Annotated in this window: 15 protein-coding genes; 8 read left to right on the top strand and 7 right to left on the bottom strand. The window is 67.1% G+C overall.

From position 1 onward, the window contains the following. Window positions 1-68: 68 nt before the first annotated feature. From ispE to ACEOAB_RS24565, 3 genes are read right to left on the bottom strand one after another with little or no spacing between them, the layout of a single operon-like run. Window positions 69-965: a 4-(cytidine 5'-diphospho)-2-C-methyl-D-erythritol kinase gene (gene ispE, locus ACEOAB_RS24575; protein WP_056595119.1), complete on the bottom strand. Its 897-nt coding sequence runs from the start codon at window positions 963-965 to the stop codon at window positions 69-71. Then, entirely contained in the window at window positions 962-1483 is a 522-nt protein-coding gene (locus ACEOAB_RS24570) for a lipoprotein insertase outer membrane protein LolB (RefSeq protein ID WP_056595117.1), read from the bottom strand. Before ACEOAB_RS24570 ends, ispE begins: the two co-directional genes overlap by 4 nt. Beyond that, window positions 1484-3337 (bottom strand): tetratricopeptide repeat protein, encoded by a 1854-nt coding sequence (locus ACEOAB_RS24565; RefSeq protein WP_056595115.1) that lies wholly within the window; start codon window positions 3335-3337, stop codon window positions 1484-1486. A gap of 81 nt (window positions 3338-3418) precedes the next feature. Between ACEOAB_RS24565 and mutM the strand changes: the two genes are divergently transcribed. The 3 genes from mutM to mutY all read left to right on the top strand — a co-directional run bounded on the left by mutM (window position 3419) and on the right by mutY (window position 7351). Further along, window positions 3419-4231, top strand: coding sequence for a bifunctional DNA-formamidopyrimidine glycosylase/DNA-(apurinic or apyrimidinic site) lyase (gene mutM / locus ACEOAB_RS24560; RefSeq protein WP_056595113.1), 813 nt, complete (start codon window positions 3419-3421; stop codon window positions 4229-4231). A gap of 89 nt (window positions 4232-4320) precedes the next feature. Further along, window positions 4321-6282 carry a dynamin family protein gene (locus ACEOAB_RS24555; RefSeq protein ID WP_413314418.1) on the top strand — a complete coding sequence of 654 codons (1962 nt, stop codon included), beginning with the start codon at window positions 4321-4323 and terminating at the stop codon, window positions 6280-6282. A 34-nt stretch (window positions 6283-6316) separates the two neighbouring features. Further along, window positions 6317-7351 carry an A/G-specific adenine glycosylase gene (mutY, locus tag ACEOAB_RS24550; RefSeq protein ID WP_413748129.1) on the top strand — a complete coding sequence of 345 codons (1035 nt, stop codon included), beginning with the start codon at window positions 6317-6319 and terminating at the stop codon, window positions 7349-7351. 4 nt (window positions 7352-7355) lie between these two features. Here mutY and rapZ read toward each other — a convergent pair whose 3' ends face one another. The 4 genes from rapZ to ACEOAB_RS24530 are packed head-to-tail and all read right to left on the bottom strand — an operon-like array spanning window position 7356 to window position 11100. Next, on the bottom strand, window positions 7356-8234 hold the full coding sequence (rapZ, locus tag ACEOAB_RS24545; protein WP_056513372.1) for an RNase adapter RapZ: 879 nt from the start codon (window positions 8232-8234) through the stop codon (window positions 7356-7358). Beyond that, window positions 8231-9913 carry a DNA repair protein RecN gene (gene recN, locus ACEOAB_RS24540; RefSeq protein ID WP_413748128.1) on the bottom strand — a complete coding sequence of 561 codons (1683 nt, stop codon included), beginning with the start codon at window positions 9911-9913 and terminating at the stop codon, window positions 8231-8233. The genes rapZ and recN overlap by 4 nt, the downstream gene beginning before the upstream one ends. Window position 9914: 1 nt before the next feature. Next, on the bottom strand, window positions 9915-10826 hold the full coding sequence (locus ACEOAB_RS24535) for an NAD kinase (RefSeq protein ID WP_007834361.1): 912 nt from the start codon (window positions 10824-10826) through the stop codon (window positions 9915-9917). Between the two features lie 10 nt (window positions 10827-10836). Next, window positions 10837-11100 carry a hypothetical protein gene (locus ACEOAB_RS24530; protein ID WP_413748127.1) on the bottom strand — a complete coding sequence of 88 codons (264 nt, stop codon included), beginning with the start codon at window positions 11098-11100 and terminating at the stop codon, window positions 10837-10839. Between the two features lie 133 nt (window positions 11101-11233). Here ACEOAB_RS24530 and ACEOAB_RS24525 point away from each other — a divergent pair, with 133 nt between their 5' ends. From ACEOAB_RS24525 to ACEOAB_RS24505, 5 genes are all read left to right on the top strand, one after another. Further along, window positions 11234-11545, top strand: a complete 312-nt coding sequence (locus ACEOAB_RS24525) for a single-stranded DNA-binding protein (RefSeq protein WP_413748126.1) — start codon at window positions 11234-11236, stop codon at window positions 11543-11545. A gap of 11 nt (window positions 11546-11556) precedes the next feature. Further along, the gene (locus ACEOAB_RS24520) at window positions 11557-11748 is read left to right on the top strand and encodes a hypothetical protein (RefSeq protein WP_413748125.1); all 192 of its coding nucleotides are present in this window, start codon (window positions 11557-11559) and stop codon (window positions 11746-11748) included. Between the two features lie 47 nt (window positions 11749-11795). Continuing rightward, the gene (locus ACEOAB_RS24515; RefSeq protein ID WP_495653155.1) at window positions 11796-11975 is read left to right on the top strand and encodes a hypothetical protein; all 180 of its coding nucleotides are present in this window, start codon (window positions 11796-11798) and stop codon (window positions 11973-11975) included. A gap of 112 nt (window positions 11976-12087) precedes the next feature. Continuing rightward, window positions 12088-12237 carry a hypothetical protein gene (locus ACEOAB_RS24510; protein WP_413748123.1) on the top strand — a complete coding sequence of 50 codons (150 nt, stop codon included), beginning with the start codon at window positions 12088-12090 and terminating at the stop codon, window positions 12235-12237. A gap of 106 nt (window positions 12238-12343) precedes the next feature. Then, entirely contained in the window at window positions 12344-13342 is a 999-nt protein-coding gene (locus ACEOAB_RS24505) for a rolling circle replication-associated protein (RefSeq protein WP_413748122.1), read from the top strand. Window positions 13343-13353 lie beyond the last annotated feature (11 nt).

Raw genomic sequence — 13353 nt, 5'->3', positions numbered from 1 at the left:
ACGGGTCGATGGTTTTCACCATCAACCGATATATGTCGCATCGAACCGAATGAACGGTCCGATCATCTTCAGGTTGCCCACCCGCACAGCGGATGAACTTCCAGGTTGCTGCATTGACGAACCTGCCAGCCTTCGGGGGCTTCGAGCAGTTCCGCTTCCTGCGGCGCTTGCGGCATCTTCGCGAACACCGAACTTCCGGAGCCGGTCATCCGGGCCTTCAACCCCTGGGCGCCGAGCCATTCGATGGCGTCGGTGACGGCGGGGCAAAGTCGCTGGGCAACCGGCTGCAGGTCGTTGTGGCCGAAGTCGAAAACCGAAGCGCTCAGAACCGAGCTTTCCAGGTTTGTCGCTTCAGACAATTCGCTATCTGCAGCAAAGCCCGAGATTATAGCAACAGGTGTGGCGCGTTGAAGATCGGAAGCCGAAAAAATTAATCGGGTATCGAGTCCCTCGGGTGGTTTGACCACCGCGAAACGCGCCGACGGTAGTGTAACCGGTCGGATCTGCTCACCGATGCCCTCGACCCATGCGTTGTGCCCGCCAAGGAAGAAAGGCACGTCTGCGCCCAGCTTCAGGCCGATGCGGGCCAGCCGCGACAGGGGCAGGTTCAGCCCCCACAGGCGGTTCAGCGCGAGCAGGCAGGTGGCCGCATCCGAAGATCCGCCGCCCATGCCGGCCTGCGCCGGCACGTGCTTGGCCACGCCGATGTGCGCGCCCTGGCCGGGCGCGGCGAACGCTTGCAGCGCGCGGGCGGCGCGCAGGACCAGGTCGTCGGCGGGCAACTCGGTCGTCAGGTCCTCGCGGCTCAGCTGGCCATCGCGCCGCAGCTCGACGTGGAGCGTGTCGCACCAGTCGATCAGCATGAAGACCGATTGCAGCAGGTGGTAGCCGTCGTCGCGCTGGCCGGTGATGTGGAGGAAGAGGTTGAGCTTGGCCGGCGCGGGAAGGTCGTGGATCGCCTTCATGACCGCTCGAACACGATGCGCAGGTCAGCCCTCGGACTCGGCGATTCGCGCACGGCCTGCAGCCGCCCATTGCCGAGTTGCGCAAGATCGGGCTTCCAGCCGGGAACGGGATCGTTGCGGCCCGCGAGCCAGCCGAAAAGCGCGCCGACCGGGATGGCGGCGCCGGTGGCGGCCTCGATCAATGCATCGACGGAGTCGAAGCGCCGCGTCTTGCTGCCGTCTTTCAGCAGGGCCTCGCCCGGCGCCCAATGCAGTTGCGCCAGTGTGCTGCCGATGGGCGTCGTGAGCGTCAGGTCGCCGGTCTCGGCGGAGCCGCGCAGCTCGAACAGCGCAGCGAAGGTCTGCACCGGCTCGCTGTCGATGCGCAGCGACATGCGGCCGCTCCAGCTGTCCGAGGGTGTGCGGGTTGAAGGGCCGCCCGAAAGCTGGGCGCAGCCCGCCACCGCGAGCAGGGCCGCGCCACCCATCGCCAGAAGGGCGCGCCGGCCACCGTCGACCTGCCTGGGGGCGAGCATCATCTACGGCTTCACGCGCAGGCGCTTGAGCGTTTCCTGCAGCGTCTCGTTCTCGGCATCGCTCAGCAGGGCTTCCTTCCAGACCGTGACCGCGCGGTCCTTCTGGCCGGTGCTCCACAGGACTTCGCCGAAATGAGCACCGATTTCGGGATCGGGTCGCGTCTTGTAGGCCGCCTCGAGGATGCGGATCGCCTCGGTCGTGTTGCCGAGCCGGAACTCGACCCAGCCCAGGCTGTCGGCAATGAACGGATCTTCGGGCGCCAGTTGCACCGCCTTCTGGATCAGCGTGCGCGCCTCGTCGAGCCGGATCTTGCGATCGGCGAACGAGTAGCCCAGCGCGTTGTATGCGTTCTGGCTCTCGGGCTTGAGCTCGATGAGCCGGCGCAGCAGGCGCTCCATGTCGTCGAGGCGGTTGAGCTTCTCGGCGACCATGGCCTGGTCATAGACGAGGTCGCCGTCGTCCGGCGACTTCGCCGAGGCCTGGGCGAGCATGTCGTAGGCCGCCTGGTACTGCTTCGCGTCGCGCAGCAGCTGCACTTCGGCCAGGAATTTCTGCTTCTTGTCCTCGGGCGTGCGCTCGGGCAGGCTACGGATCATTTCACGCGCCTGGGGCAGCTTGCCCTGGCGGGCCAGCAGGGCCGCGCGGCGCGTCTGCGCGGCCACCAGCTCGTCGGCCCCATCGACGCGCGCGAGCCAGCGCTCGGCCGCCGTGAAGTCCTTGCGCCGCTCCGCCAGTTGCGACAGCGCAAAGTACGCCTGCGACACACCGCGCTTGCGATCGGCAGCGTCGTCGGCGTCCTTGTTGCCGCCGCGGTTGGCCGACAGTTCGATGAAGCGCTTGATCGAGGTCTCGGCCGCGGCATCCTGCCTGGCCTGCATCTGGAGGCTGCCGAGCAGCAGCCATGGCTCTGCAAGTTCCGGTCGCGACGTGGTCAGCACCTGGAGCTGCGCGGCGGAGTCGTTGAAGCGCCGGTTCTCGACCAGCACGCGCGCATAGGCAATGCGCAGGTCGGGCGCGGCCTTCGGGTTGCTGCTCAGGTAGCGCGTGACGATCGGCTCCGCGAGCGGCTGGCCGGGGTCGATCATCTCGAGCGCCAGCGCCGCGGGCGCATCGGAGGCAGGGTCGATCTCCTGGCCCTTGCGCGCAGCCTCCAGGGCGCCGGAGGCATCGCCTGCATTGAGGCGCAGACGGCCGACGGTAGCCCAGGCCAGTCCGCCGCCGGTCGGACTCTTCAGTTCGTCGACCAGGGCCTGCTCGACCACCGAGGCGGCCAGCTTCTTGTCCGAGGCGCGCGCGTAGTTGCGTGCGATCACAGCCATGAGCAGCGGGCGTTCGACTTGCGAGGTCGCAGCCACTTCGGCGCGCAGCGGCTCGACGGTTTCGCCGATGCGGTTCATCGCGATCAGGATCTGAAGCTCGATGCGGCGTGCGTCGCGCGAGGTGGGCAGGGCTTCCTGCCAGGCCCGCGCCGCGGCGAGCGCCGCATCGCCGGAGCGCGATTGCAGGGCGATCTCGACCGCACGCTGGAACAGCTTGCCGTCGCGCAGCCGTCGCGCGGCATCGAGCACCAGCGCGTAGCCGGAGCCGGGGTCGCCGGAGCGGGCGTTCATCTCGCCCATCAGGATTTCATAGAACAGGTCGGCCGTCAGCGCAGACGGCTGCGGTACGGGTTCGCTGGCCGCCTTGGCTGCAGTGCCCTTGGGCTTGACTGCAGGCTTCGGCTGAGCCGAGTGTTCGATGGTCAGCGCGGGGCTGCCGGGAGCTGCAGGGGCGGAGGATTGTGCGTGAACCGCACAGGCCAGCAAGGCGAGGGACGCGGCCGCCGCAAGGCGGTGTCGGCGGGGCGAAAGATTCATCCGACCATAATAATCGAGGCTCCCGAATGAGTGCCCCGTGGGGCCTCGTTGCCGCTGGCGTTTGCCGGAGATTTACTTTCCATGCCTGAACTACCCGAAGTCGAAGTCACCCGCCGTGGTTTTGCCGACCGCATCGCGGGCGCGCGCATCGACGCGGTGCGCATCGGCAAGCCCCTGCGCTGGGCGCTGATGGTGTTGCCCGAGGCGCTGGTCGGGCGGCAGGTGCGCGAGGTGCGGCGGCGCGGCAAATACCTGCTGATCGACCTCGACCGCGGCATCCTGCTGCTGCACCTCGGCATGTCGGGCAGCCTGCGTTTCGACGCAGCGCTGCCGCCGCCCGGGCCGCACGACCATTTCGACCTGGTCACCGACCGGGGCACGCTGCGGCTCAACGATCCGCGCCGCTTCGGCGCGGTGGTCTACGTGGACGACGAGGCCGCCCCGTGGGCCATCAAGCTGCTCGGCGGGCTGGGCATGGAGCCGCTGGGCGACGCCTTCGACCTCGATGCCTTCCATGCCGGCCTCAAGAAGCGCAGGAGCGCCGTGAAGCAGGTGCTGCTGGCGGGCGACGTCGTGGTGGGCGTGGGCAACATCTACGCGTCGGAGGCGCTGTTCCAGGCGGGCATCCGGCCGACGCTGTCGGCCGCGCGCATCAGCCGCCCGCGGGCGGCCCGGCTCCATGCGGCGGTGCGCGAGATCCTGGCCCGGGCGGTGGAGAAGGGCGGCAGCACGCTGCGCGATTTCTCCAATGTGGACGGCCAGAATGGCTATTTCCAGCTCGAAGCGACCGTCTATGGCCGTGCGGGCGAACCCTGTCGGGTTTGCGCAACGCCGATCCGCCTGCTGCGTCAGGGACAGCGCTCCACCTATTACTGCCCCAAGTGCCAGAAGTAAGCGTCACAATCCGACGAGAGAAACAATCTAGAAACGGTTGTTGCCACCTCCCGATGCTATATTTGTAAGTTGTTTCTTACATATTTCCCTTGAGCCGCTCCTTCAACCAACAACTCGATCAGCACGGTGCGTGGCGAAGCAATTTCGCCCACCGGCTGCAGTGGCTGTCCCGCTGGCTGACCGAGAACGAGCTGCTCGACCAGGCGGTGGCGGAGCGCCTGCGCGGCCTCGAGACGCAGATCCGCACCAGCAAGGTCATGGTCGCCTTCGTCGCCGAGTTTTCGCGCGGCAAGTCGGAGCTGATCAACGCCATCTTCTTCGCCGGTTACGGGCGGCGCATCATGCCGGCCAGCGCGGGCCGCACCACGATGTGCCCGACCGAGCTGGGCTACGACGCCGCGCTTGCGCCCAAGCTGCGCTTGCTGCCCATCGAAACCCGCCTGGAGCCGCATTCGTTGGCTCACTGGCGCGAGAAACCCACGCGGTGGACCGAGATCTCCATCGACGTCGGCGACGCCGAGCAGCTGGCGCAGGCCATGAGCAAGGTGGCCGAGGTGCGCTGGGTCACCAAGGACGAAGCGCGCACGCTGGGTTTCTGGGACGACGACACCCCCGACGACAACCCCGCGCAGGACGCGCAGGGCCGCGTCGAGATCCCGCGCTGGCGCCACGCTGTGCTGAACATGCCGCATCCGCTGCTGGAGCAGGGGCTGGTGATTCTCGACACCCCGGGCCTGAATGCGATCGGCGCCGAACCCGAACTCACGGTGAGCCTGATTCCGCAGGCCCATGCGGTGGTCTTCATCCTGGGTGCTGAAACCGGCGTGACGCGCTCCGATCTTTCGATCTGGCGCGAGCACCTGATCACCGAGGACGAAGGCAACGACACGCGCTTCGTGGTGCTCAACAAGATCGACACGATGTGGGACACGCTGAGCCAGCCTGCGCACATCGAGCAGCAGATCGAGCGCCAGCGCGAAGGCGCGGCCCGACTGCTCGAAGTGCCGCTGGCGCAGGTGCTGCCGGTGTCCGCGCAGAAGGGCCTGCAGGCCAAGATCCAGCACGACGGCCAGCTGCTGGAGGCCAGCCGCCTGCCGGCGCTCGAATCCCTGCTGGCCGAAGGCGTGCTCGGCAAGCGCGAAACCATGCTGCGGCTGGCGGTCGACGCGGGCATGACCGCGCTGCGTGCCGAGGCCGAGCGCATCCTGAAGGTGCGCCAGCGCGACCTGTCCGAGCAGGCGCTCGAATTGCAGGGGCTGCGCGGCAAGAACGTCTCGGTGATCCGCCACATGCGCGCGCGCATCGACCAGGAGCACACCGAGTTCGAAGGCAGCAACACGCGCATCCTGGCGCTGCGATCGGTGCAGGGCAAGCTGCTGCGCGAGGTGTATGCCGTGCTCGGCCGTACCGCGCTGAAGGCCGACATGGTGCGGCTGTCGGCCGCGCTCAAGCGCCCTGGTGTCAAGTTCAACGTCCGCAAGGTGTACGCCGAGACCTTCGACTCGCTGCGCAACAACCTGCGCGAAGTGCAGGCGACCACGGCGGAGATCCAGTCGATGCTGCACGCCACCTTCCGCCAGCTCAATGCCGAGCAGGGCTTCACCCTGCAGGCGCCGGCCGAGCCCGATCTCACGGGCTTCGAACAGGAGCTGGGCCAGATCGAGCGCAGCCATATCCACTACCTGGGCGTGGGCAACCTGCTGAAGCTCGCGCAGGCCGACTTCTGCGACAAGCTGGTGCGTGCGCTGGCCAGCCGGCTGCGGCTCGTCAACGAGGCGGCCATGACCGAGGTCGAGCGCTGGAGCAAGGGTGCGAGCGCGCAGATCGATGCACAGCTCAAGGAGCGCCGCCGCAATTTCAGCAAGCGCATCGAGGCGATCGAGCGCATCCAGAGCGCGGCGGGCAACCTCGACGAGCGGTTGGTGGAGCTTGCCTCTCAAGAGAGCAACCTCACCGAGCTTCATGTGCAGCTGCGCGAGTTCACATCGATGATCGCGCAGCACGGAAGGCCGCAGGCCGCGGCCACTGTCGGCGAGCTGCGTGCGGCCTGAAGTTTCCGTCTCCACGGCGGCTGCAACCCTGCCATTGCCCCCCGATTTCGCCTCGCAGATCGTGAGCTGGCAGCGCAGCCACGGGCGAAGCCAGCTGCCGTGGCAGAACACCCGCGACCCGTACCGCGTCTGGCTGTCGGAGGTGATGCTCCAGCAGACGCAGGTGTCGACGGTGCTCGGCTACTTCGCGCGCTTTCTCGAACGCTTTCCCGACGTGAAGGCGCTGGCCGCCGGCACCGAGGACGAGGTGTTCGGGCTCTGGAGCGGGCTCGGCTACTACAGCCGGGCGCGCAACATGCATCGCTGTGCGCAGGATGTCGTCGCGCGCTTCGGCGGCGAGTTTCCGCGCACCGCCGCCGAGCTCGTCACCTTGCCCGGCATCGGCCGTTCGACCTCCGCGGCCATTGCGGCGTTCTGCTTCGGCGAGCGCGTGGCGATCCTCGACGGCAACGTCAAGCGCGTGCTGACGCGCGTGCTCGGCTTCGCGGGCGACATGTCTTCGGCGGCGCAGGAGCGTGCGCTGTGGGACCTCGCGACGCAATTGCTTCCTCCGGCCGACCAGAAAGAAGCCATCGCGCACTACACCCAGGGCGTGATGGACCTGGGCGCCACGGTCTGCCTGCCGCGCAAGCCGAGCTGCATGATCTGCCCGGTCAACAAGACCTGCGCGGCCCTGCGGGAAGGCGCACCGGAGCGCTATCCCGTCAAGACGCGCAAGCTCAAGCGCAGCGCCCAGTCGCTCTGGGTGCTGCTGGCGCGCGATGCGCGAGGCCGCGTATGGCTGGAGAAGCGGCCGTCGAAAGGCATCTGGGCGGGGCTTTATTGCCTGCCTGTGTTCGACAGCCGCGAAGACCTCCTGGCCGTGCTGCCGACGACCGCGCAGCGCGGCGTGCAGGACCTGCCGGCCTTCGTGCATGTGCTGACCCACAAGGACCTTCACCTGCATCCCCTGCAGCTCCAGGGTGGCCAGCCGCAAGGCGATGGCGCGCGCTGGGTCGATGCGGACGAGTGGGGCCGGCTGGGCCTGCCGGCGCCGATGCGCAAGCTGCTCGAGAGCAGCGAGGCTTAGACAGTCAGATCGCGTCGAGCTCGCGGTGCCGCTTGAGCGCACCCCAGCGCGCACCGAACGAGCGCGCCAGCTGCTCGACCAAGAACACCGAACGATGCTGCCCACCCGTGCAGCCGATGGCCACCGTCACGTAGCTGCGATGGTCGCGCGCCAGCGCGTCGAGCCAGTGCGCGAGGAACTGCTCGATGTCGTCGTACATGCGCGCCACGTCGTCGTGCTCGCGCAGCCATTCGATCACCGGCTCGTCGCGGCCCGTGAGCGGGCGCAGCGCGGGCACGTAGTGCGGATTGGGCAGCATGCGCACGTCGAACACGTAGTCCGCGTCGAGCGGTACGCCTCGCTTGAAGGCGAATGACTCGAACACCAGCGTCAGCGCGCTCTGCGGCGCGGAGATCAACGACTTGATGTAGCTCTGCAGCTGCGCAGGCCGGATCAGGCTGGTGTCGATCACGTCGGCGCCGTCGCGCAGGTCGGCCAGCAGCTCGCGTTCGAGCTCGATCGCCTGCATCAGCACGCGATGCTGCTCGGGCACGTCGGTGCGGCCTTCCTGGCGCGAGAGCGGGTGGCGGCGGCGGGTTTCCGAATAGCGGCGCAGCAGGGCGTCGGTGGTTGCGTCGAGGAAGAGCGAGCGCAGCGAGATCTCGCCGTCGCGTTGCAGCGCGTCGAGCTGATGCGGAACGATCGGCAGCGAGACGCCGCTGCGCACGTCCATCGCGATGGCCACCCGCGTGGCCTGCTGCTCATGCTGCAGCGCGATGAACGGGGTCAGCAGTTCGGGCGGCAGGTTGTCGACGCAGTAGTAGCCAGCGTCTTCCAGCGCGTGCAGGGCCACCGACTTGCCGGAGCCCGACATGCCCGTGATGAGCACGAGGTCGAGGCTCATGGCGCGGTCGCCGGGGTCTTGTGGCCGAGCATCTCGCGTGCATGCGCGAGCGAGGTCTGCGAGACCTTCTCGCCACCCAGCATGCGGGCGATTTCCCTGGCGCGGTTGTCGTCGTCGAGGCGCGACACGCCGCTTTCGGTGCGTGGGCCGTCCTTGCCCGCCGCCGCCGTCTGGCGCTTGGCCACCACGAGGTGATGGTCGGCGCAGGCGGCCACCTGGGGCAAGTGGGTCACGGCGAGCACCTGGCGGTCGCGGCCGAGCTGTTTCATGAGCCGGCCGACCGTCTCGGCCACGGCCCCGCCGACGCCGGCATCGACCTCGTCGAAGATCAGCGTCTGCGCGGCGCCGAGCTGGCTGGTCGTGACGGCGATGGCCAGCGCAATGCGCGACAGTTCGCCGCCCGAGGCCACCTTGCCGATGGCCCGCGGCGTGCTGCCGGTGTGGCCGGCCACGAGGAAGGCCACGTCTTCGAGGCCGGCGCGGCTTGGTTGTGCCAGCGGTTGCAGTTCCACGTCGAAGCGTCCGCCCTGCATGCCGAGGCCCTGCATGGCGTCGGTGACGGCCTGGGCGAGGCGCGGGGCGGCCTGCTTGCGGGCCTTGCTCAGCGCCTTGGCTTCTTTCAGGTAGGCCTGTTGCGCGCCGTGCTCGGCACGCTCCAGGCCTTCGAGATCGCTTTGTGCATCGAGCGCCTGCAGCTCGGCCTGCCAGCCGGCCAGCAGCGCCGGCAGCTCGGCGGGTGTGCGCTTGTAGCGGCGCGCGAGCGACATCCACAGGCCCATGCGTTCATCCAGCTCGGCCAGGCTTTGTGGATCGGTGTCGGCGTTGCGCAGGTAGCCGTGCAGCGTGTGGGCCGCGTCGGAAGCCTGCGCCACGCAGGAGGCGAGCACCTCGCCCAGCGCGCGGAACTCGGGCTCGATGTGCTCGCAGTTCTGCAGCAGCGTGGCCGCCCGCGAGAGCGCGGAGAGGGCGCCGCTGTCGTCGTCTTCCAGCGCCTGGCTGGCGCCCTGGGCTGCGTCGATCAGCGCTTGCGCGTTGGAGATGCGCGAGTGGTTGGTCGACAGCTCTTCCCACTCGTCGGCGCCCGGCGCGAGCTTGGCGACTTCGGAGATCTGCCACTGCAGCCGCTCGCGTTCGCGCTGCAGCGAGTCTTGCGCCGAGCGCGCATGTTCGAGCGCCGAAAGAGCCTGCCGCCAGCCCTGCCATGCGGCGTCGAGCGCGTCGGTGCGCACGCCCGCGTAGGCGTCGAGCAGGCCGCGCACGGCTTCGGGCCGCGTCAGGCTCTGCCAGGCGTGCTGGCCGTGGATGTCGAGCAGCCGGTCGCCGAGTTCGCGCAGCTGCGTGGCCGTGGCCGGGCTGCCGTTGATCCAGCCGCGGCTGCGGCCCTGCAGGTCGACGGTGCGGCGCAGCAGCAGCGCGTCGCCGGGCTCGAAGCCGCCCTCGTCGAGCCACGTGTCCAGGGTTGCGTCGGCGTCGAATTCGGCGCTCACGTCGAGCCGCTCGGCGCCTTCGCGCACGGCGCCCGCGTCGGCACGGTTGCCCAGCGCCAGCTGCAATGCGTCGATCAGGATGGATTTGCCCGCGCCGGTCTCACCGGTCAATACCGTGAAGCCGCCGGACAGGTCGAGTTCGAGTGATCGCACGATCACGAAGTCGCGCAGTGCGATGCGTCGCAGCGCCATTTCAGGAGCCCCCTTCGTTCCAATGAAGTTTCTTGCGCAGCGTGTCGAAATAGCTCCAGCCGCGCGGGTGCAGGAAGCGCACCCGGAAGTCGGAGCGGCGCACCACCACGCGGTCGCCGATCGCGAGCGAGGCCAGCGACTGCATGTCGAAATTGGCGCTGGCATCGCGCCCGCCCACCAGCTCGATGACGATCTCGTCGGCGTCGGGCAGCAGCACGGGGCGGTTCGACAGGGTGTGGGGTGCGATCGGCACCAGCACCCAGCCCGGCACCGCCGGATGCAGCAGCGGCCCGCCGGCCGACAGCGCATAGGCGGTCGAGCCCGTGGGCGTGGCGATGATCAGGCCGTCGGCGCGCTGGTTGGCCACGAAATGCCGTCCGACGGAGACGCGTAGCTCGACCATGCCGGAAGTGGCGCCGCGGTTCACGACCACGTCGTTCATCGCAAGCGCGTCGAACACCGAGGCGCCGTCGCGCACGACCTGCGCATGCATCAGGCTGCGGTGGTCTTCCTCGTACTCGCCGGCCAGCATCGGGATCAGCGTGGCCTGGTAGTTGTCGAGCGGAATGTCGGTGATGAAGCCGAGCCGGCCGCGGTTGATGCCGATCAGCGGAATGCCGTAGCTGGCAAGCTGCCGGCCGATGCCCAGCATGGTGCCGTCGCCGCCGACCACCAGGCCGAGGTCGCAGCGCTGGCCGATTTCCTCGACGCTCAAGGCTTCGTAGCGCGGATGGGCGGGGGCGCCGTCATCGTCGTCTTCGCAGGTCGAGCGCTCGACGAACACCGTGCAGCCTTGCGATTCGAGGAAGGTGCCGATGCCTTCCATGACGCCGTCGCGCGCATCCGCCTGCGCTCGGGCGCCGGAAGCCTGGTATTTGCCGATCAGGGCGACGTGACGAAAGCGAGAGGTCATATCTCACAAATTACAACATCAAAACCTTGGCCATCTTCTTGACCATGCGGGTTTTGCATGCGCTATCCCGCTCGGATTCGAGGGCCGCCACCACGATCCATTCTTTCGGGTCTTGGCCGAGTTCTTCGGCCAGCGCACCAGCAATTGCCGGGCTCAGGTGGCCGCGAGCTTTTGCCGTGTGCAATGCGCCGCGCGAGAGCTTCAGTTTCTCGGTCCAGAACGGTGCGGGTTGCTTCGAGAGGGCGGTGTCTAGCAGGTTGAGTGTGGTTTGCATATCAGTTCATGCCTACATGTTGTATTCATGCCTACAAGGTGAAGTTATGGTACTTCCCTAGTTGACTACAAGGTGTAGGCATTGGCGTAATCCTGTCTGACTACATGTTGTAGTCAATCTTACAGGAGCCACCATGATCAAAGTTTCGGTTACCAGCACCTCGGTGCGTCGTATGCAGGGCAACGCTAAGGCCACGGGCAAGCCCTACGACATGTCTTTTCAGGACGTGTGGATGTTCCTCTCGGACCGCGAAGGCAATCCCGATCCACACCCGACGAAAGTCGAAATCTCGTTGCCCAAGGACAAGGACGGCGCAGCGCTGTTCTACGCGCCGGGCGACTACCTCCTGCACCCCTCCAGCATCTACGTGGACAGCAAGGGAAAGCTCTCGGTGGCTCCGAGGCTGGCACGCGCTGTCGCGCCGGCCCCCAAGTCCAATAGCTGAAGGGGTGCACCATGCATTCGCGTGAAGCGATGCAGGCCGCGCACCTCGCCACGCTGGAAGGTGCGCTGCTCGCGCTCCTGCGTTCGGCGCAGGAAGATGGCATGGACGGCATCAGCGTCGAAGCCTCTGCCGATGACGGCCAGATCGTCATTGATGTGACCTACACGGCCAACGGCGTGCCGCTCTCGGGAGAGTCGCTGTGAACGCGTCGGCTCAACTCTCCATGTTCGAGCCGGAGGGTGCTGAGGCTGTGAACCTTCTCCGCTCGCATCTGTTGGAGGCCAAGCGCCACCGTGATCGCGTGGAGTACTACGAGGTTCTGCGCATGCCTGGCGCTGCGCGTCGTGAAGCCGTGATGGCTGAGCAAGCCGAAGCCGCTGCTTTCGTGCTGGCTGTGCTGCTCGACCTCGAAGCAGAGGCGGGCCTGTGATGAGCGCCGTTGAAGTTTCCCCCTGGCCGTGGCTCGTGGTGAACGCGCTGACGTGCGTCGTGATCGTCGCGTGCATGTGGATCGACGTGCGCCGCGAACTGAGGTCGTGGAAATGAGCGCCTACGCCCGCAACTTCCTCCGCCTTCGCTACTGGCTCGAAGGCCTCGACGGCGGCGATCAGCGCTCGCTCTCTCCTTACGAGCGTGTCCTGGCCGCGAACCTGCGCGCCCAGGCTGCTGCGCTTATCGAGGCCACGCTATGAAGCCAGCTGTTCTGACCTGGGGCCTCGGCTGCTGGTATCGGCATTGCGGAGCGATTCGGCAGATCGTGCATTACCCGCTGCCGGACACGGCGGAAGAGAAGCGCGCATGAGCTACCTCGGCGTTCGTCAAGCTGAAGTCAATGCCGCGCGTGCGTCCTCGATGGATGCACTGCGCGCGTTTTCGCAGCGTCAGTTCGCACGCGATGCGGAGGCTGCAGAAGCGCGCGCAGCGCGCGGGCTTGTCTCAGTATCAACAAGTGGTTTTGCAGTGCTTCCTACCGCTCTGCGGTGGGCAGAGCAGTGCATAACCATCGACCGGGCGCAAGCCCGGGTCACCCGGCTTCGCAAGGCCATCGGCGTTGGTGCCAAGTGCCTGATGAATCTGGTCGAGGCACCGCCGACGAATAACGTGATGGTCACACTCACGTACGCCGACAAGAAGGACGGCGGCACCGGCCAGACCCTGTGGAAGCCGCGCCACGTCTCCGACTACATCCGCAAGGTGCGCGAGTGGTTCAAGGACCGTTGCCCGGGCCAGCGCCTGCGCTACGTGTGGGTTGCCGAGATTCAGGACGGCAGCAAGCGTGCTGACGGCATCGGCCGTGGCGTCCTGCACTACCACTGCATCTTCTTCCTGCCTGACGGCGTTTCCATGCCGTATGCAGATCGTCGCCGCAAGGTGAAGGGCGTCTATCAGGCCGCGTGGTGGCCCCATGGCGCATCCAACACCAAGAAGGCAACTCAGCCCATCGGCTACCTCATGAAGTACGCCAGCAAGCTCGAAAGCAAATCAATCGGAGGGTTCCCCCGTGGTGCTCGAATCTCTGGTGTCGGTGGCCTTGACAAAGCTGGTGCTGCTTTCAAGCGCTGGGTGCTGTGGCCTGCTTATGTGCAGGGCAATGCTTCGGTGCAAGACCGCTTCCGACCTGCGGAGGGAGGCGGCTATCTCAATGCTCAGACCGGAGAGTTTCTCGCGTCTGAATTCGCACCAACAGGCGGCGGCTTTTCAAGCTTTATGCGAGTGCGGACTACCCCACGGGCTCTCGATGCGGCAGGCCCGTTCTCGTGGTGGTCACGACCCGATGACCAGCCTACGTATCACTGAGAGCAACGCAT

Source organism: Variovorax sp. Varisp53, from assembly GCF_059491555.1.
The sequence above is the reverse complement of the archived record's forward strand: the minus strand, read 5'-3'. Positions and strand labels throughout refer to the sequence as shown.